Source organism: Rhizobium sp. BR 315 (genome assembly GCF_050577975.1).
Taxonomy (GTDB): domain Bacteria; phylum Pseudomonadota; class Alphaproteobacteria; order Rhizobiales; family Rhizobiaceae; genus Rhizobium; species Rhizobium miluonense.
The window spans coordinates 1-4,567 of record NZ_JARWKZ010000113.1; the positions used below are offsets into that span (position 1 = coordinate 1).

Annotated in this window: 2 protein-coding genes; both read right to left on the reverse strand. The window is 60.8% G+C overall.

Going from position 1 to position 4,567, the window contains the following annotated elements:
• Nucleotides 1–102 precede the first annotated feature (102 nt).
• Complete coding sequence (locus tag QD409_RS35105) at nt 103–1,473, reverse strand: IS1182 family transposase (RefSeq protein WP_430764997.1); 1,371 nt, start codon at nt 1,471–1,473, stop codon at nt 103–105.
• A gap of 106 nt (nt 1,474–1,579) precedes the next feature.
• On the reverse strand, nt 1,580–4,567 hold a 2,988-nt coding region (locus QD409_RS35110), incomplete at its 5' end, for a VCBS domain-containing protein (RefSeq protein WP_430764998.1).

Sequence of the window (4,567 nt, forward strand, 5' to 3'; positions counted from 1 at the left end):
CAGACCGCTGACAAACCCCGTCATTTTTTGGCGGGGTTTTATTTTGTGTTGAGTTTCGAGGTTGACTGGATGTTTTGAACGGGCCGTTCAGATTCCCTCTGCTTATGCGGGGCTCGGTTGGCTGGCCTTGGTGAGGGCCATTGCGATCTTCTTGATGTTCTGGGCGGCTGCGGCCATCAGGCACTGGCATTGGACCCGGATGAGACTTCGGAACCGCGCGTAGCGATGACCATGCAACTGTTTGGCGTCGGCAAACGAGCGCTCGACCGTCTCTTTCCGTCGTTTGTAGATGGCCTTGCCCCAGGGCTTGAGCCGGTTGGCATCGGTACGCTCGCGGGCATCGGCCCAGACATGGCGGGTGATGGTGCGCGTTTGATTGGCATTGGATGTACACGACGCCAGAAGCGGGCAATCGCRGCAGATGGCAGGGTCGGACGTGTAGTGCCTGTAGCCGTTGCGGTCGGTGGTGGCGTAGGTCAGAAGCTGGCCTTGCGGGCAACGATAGCCATTGACCTCAGCGTCATGGACGAACTTCGACTTGCGCATCATGCCAGACCTTGGCGGCGTCGGATTGCGATAGCCAGTCACGCCGAGGATGGCGCGATCCTCCAGGCCGTTGGCGATGCCTGATGTGGCATACCCGGCATCCAATCCCACCGCCTTTMCATCAAAACCGAAGCGCGCGCGCTGGCGATCCAGACGGTCGAGATAGACGATACTGTCGTGCACGTTGGCCGGTGTCGCATGGGTGTCGGTGATGATCGCATGGCGGCCATCGACGGTTCTGTGATCGAGATAGAAGAAGCCCTTCGGCTTGCCGTCGCGCACCATGTAGCCGCTGTCGGGATCGGTACGGCTGACCTTGGTTTCCTTGACTGCGGGTTCCCGATCCTTGCCTTTCAAAGGCTTCTGGCCGTGCAGCGCCCGTTCGGCCTCGATCGCCCGGTCGAGATCGGCCCAGTAGTCGGACCGCGACTTGGCAACCATCGCAAGCTCGTACTTACCCTTGTTGGCACTGGCCTTCAGATGCGTGCTGTCGGTATAGAGCACCGCCCCATCGACCAGCCCGTGGCCGATCGCCTGTTCGACGATGTGGTCGAAGATATCCTGGGCGACCGATGTGTCGTTGAAGCGACGCCGACGGTTCTGGCTGAGGGTCGAGGCGTCGAACACACCATCCGTCAGCTTCATCCGAAGAAACCAACGATAGGCGACATTGACCTCGATCTCGCGCACCAGCTGACGTTCCGAGCGGATGCCGAAAAGATAACCGATGAACAGCGCCTTGAACATCAATGTCGGATCGAGCGGCGGCCSGCCGTTGTCGGCGCAATACAATCCCGCAACGCGATCATSGATGAAAGTAAAGTCGATCACCGCATCGATCTTGCGAAGCAGATGATCTCTCGGCACCAGGCTGTCGAGCGTCACCATCTCGAGAGCCGTCTGTTCGGCACAAGGTTTCTTCAACATGTCCCATTGAATCAAAAACCTCCGGCCAAAGCCAGAGGTTTGTCAGCAGTCTGAGCGGCGCGTGTAAGACGCGCCGCTTCGAGATTGAGATGCCGACGAAAAGGCGTCAGGCGCCGGCGGTTTGCGTATGGGTCGCAAGCTGCTCGTCGTGATTGTTGAACAGCACATGGACGGCATCGTGGCCCGTCGGCGTGTAGTTCTGCAACGTGGCGACCACATGGGTTTCCGGGCCGGTGTTGACGCTGATCTTCGTCGAATTGGTTGCGGTATCGACCGCCGCGGTCATCGACGCGATAGCATTCGCCTCCGTCATGCCCGGATGTTCGCCGACCAGCGCGTTCAGCAGGTTCGAAACATCCAGCCGGTCGCCCTCTCCCTTCGGGCTGAAGTCGGTGATGACGTCGGCCATGTTGAGGTTGTGCAGGGCCTGGGCATCGAGCACGAAGGTATCTGCGCCAGCGCCGCCGGTCATGGTGTAGCCGCCGCTCGCCAGCGTGTCGCTGCCGTCGGTGCCATAGAGGTGGCCGACCCCGCTGAAATCGATCTCCGCGTAGGCGCCGTCGTGGCCGAGCGAGAAGTCGCTGGCCGAGTAGTCGCCTGTGAGACCGATGGCGGCGGTGTGGGTACCGTCGGTGACGGTCAGCACACCGCCAGTTTTCGCCCCGTTTTCCGCATAGGAGAAGCTGGCGGTCGCGGCAGAGATGTCGCCAAACCGCAGCACGTCATTGCCGTCGAGGCCGGCGATCGTGCCGGTGAAGGCCGCCGCGTGGTCGATGGTGACGGTAGCCTGTGCGTCCTTGCTCAGGCTGATTGCCTCGCTGAACGAGCCGCCGATTTCGAGGCCGGCATGACCCGACACCAGCACGGTGCCGCTGCCGCTGACATTGCCCTCGAGATGAACGTTGCTGCCATTCGCCCACAATACGCCGTCATTCACGACGCCGCTGTGTATGTCGAGGCCGCCGGTCCCGGTCGCCTCCAGCGTGCCGGTGTTCCTCACCGCGTTGACACCGGTGTCGATGACGAGCGCGTGACTGCCGTCGGCGATGATCGTGCCTTGGTTGATCAGCGTCAGGTGCCCCTCGCCGAGCTGGCCGGCGCCAGAGATCGTGTTGTCAACATTGGTCAGCGTGACATTGTCGCCGCTGCCGAAGATGACGTTGGACGCAGCGTCGGACAGCGTCACCGTGCCGCCACCAGTCAGAGTGAGGCCGTGCTGGACGATTTCGAAGGCCGTATTGCTGCCGGTCGAGGCGAGATGGATGCTGCCGGTGTTATCGAGCATGCCGCTGAACGGCATCAGCGCACCATCGCTAAGCACCATGTCGCCGGCATTATGCGTTACCACGGCCTCATTGAAGAGGAAGTCGTCCGCCGTAAGAGCCGCGACGCTGACGCCTGCCAAGGTGATGGTCTCGCCATCGCCGAGGGTGATGACGGCACTGCCCGACGCGTCAGCCGACAGATGGGCTTGAACATCCGCGAAGCTATTGAAGCCTGCGAAGCCGATCAGATCGATCTTGTCATGCACCGTATCGAAGTTGTGGACGACGTCGGTGCCGATGGTGTTCGCAAAGACCAGCGTGTCGTTGCCGCTCGATGCGGTGAGCGTATCGTCGCCCGACCAGGCAAAAATCGGCGAACCCTTGGCATAGGCTTCGACGTTGTCGGCCACAGTGGCCATGCCAGTCGTGCCGTCCGGATTGATCCAGGTCTCGACAACCTGAAGAACCAGTGCCCCAGTGTGACCATCAGGCGAAGTGACCGTCAGCGACGACGGATCGTTCGTCACCACAGACCAAGTGCCATCGGCGTTGTGTGTACCTTCGCTAAGCACCCAGCCTGCCGGGAGGCCGGCAACACTCAACGTGACCGCGCCGACGTGATCCGTAGGAGCAGCAAGCGCGAGGTTGATGGCCTCGCCTGAGATGCCGGCAGGTTTGAAATCCAAAGCGCTGGCTGATCCGGAATTACCGGCCAAATCCGTATAGCTGCCGCTTGCGATCGACGCAGTCTTCCAGCCGTTGTTGCCGGAAGCGTAATTCACCGTGTAGACGTCCTGCCCGAAACCGTTCAGGCCAACATGCGTGAAGTTGGAGAGCGTATAATTGCCGCTACCCACAATGTCTGAAACGGTAAAGCCGGACACCGCCTCACTAAAGGTGAAGGTCAGGAGGTTGTTTCCGCCGGCGCTACCTTGCGTTATGGCGACGGTCGGCGCCGTCGTATCGATCCTGATATCATAGGCACCGCTCGGCGATAGCGGGGTGGTGACGCCCCCATCTGTGATCGAGGCCCGGAAATTGTAGGTCGATCCGTTCGTCAGCGTCGGCGTGGTGATATCGACATAACCATTGCTGATATTGGTCGACGTTAGCGTGACCGCCGTGCCGAGCGCGGTCGTGCCGTTATATAGCTGCACGGTATCACCGCTGACGGCACTGGTTCCGGTCAGGCTCACGCGGATGCCAAGGTTGGTGTCATCGGTAACCGCACCGTTCGCAAGGCTACCTTGGATCGAACCGACATTGTCGATGACGCTGCTAATGCTCGGCGCCGACACCGGCTCGTTGGTGCCGTGGATGGTCACAACGATATCCTGTGAAGCCGTCCCGTCCGCGGACGCTACAGTCAGCTTATCCGTAACCGTCTGCCCACTATTCAGGGCCTGCACATTCGATGCGGAGTTGTTGAGCGTGTAGCCCCACGCACCGGTCGTCGCATTGAAGGTGAACGTACCGTAGGTCCCGGTCAGCGATGACTGCGCCTGGAAATGGTTCTGGCCATTGTCCACGTCGGCAACCGTCAGCACACCATTCGCCGTCAACTGGCCATCCTCGGTGACCGAACCGGTCGCCGTGCCCGAGATCGAGGCTGCATCGTTGGTGCCGTTGACCGTCACCACAACCGTTTGCGTCGTGATACCGCCCTGGCCGTCGCTCAGCTGGACCTTGAAGCTCTCCTGCGGATGATCCAAGGCCGTCAGCGGATCGGCCTTCGATTGATCCAGCACATAGCTCCAGGTGCCGTTCGTATTGACGCTCAGCGTGCCATAAGTACCGGTCACCGATCCGTCCGGGTTACCCGTCTGACT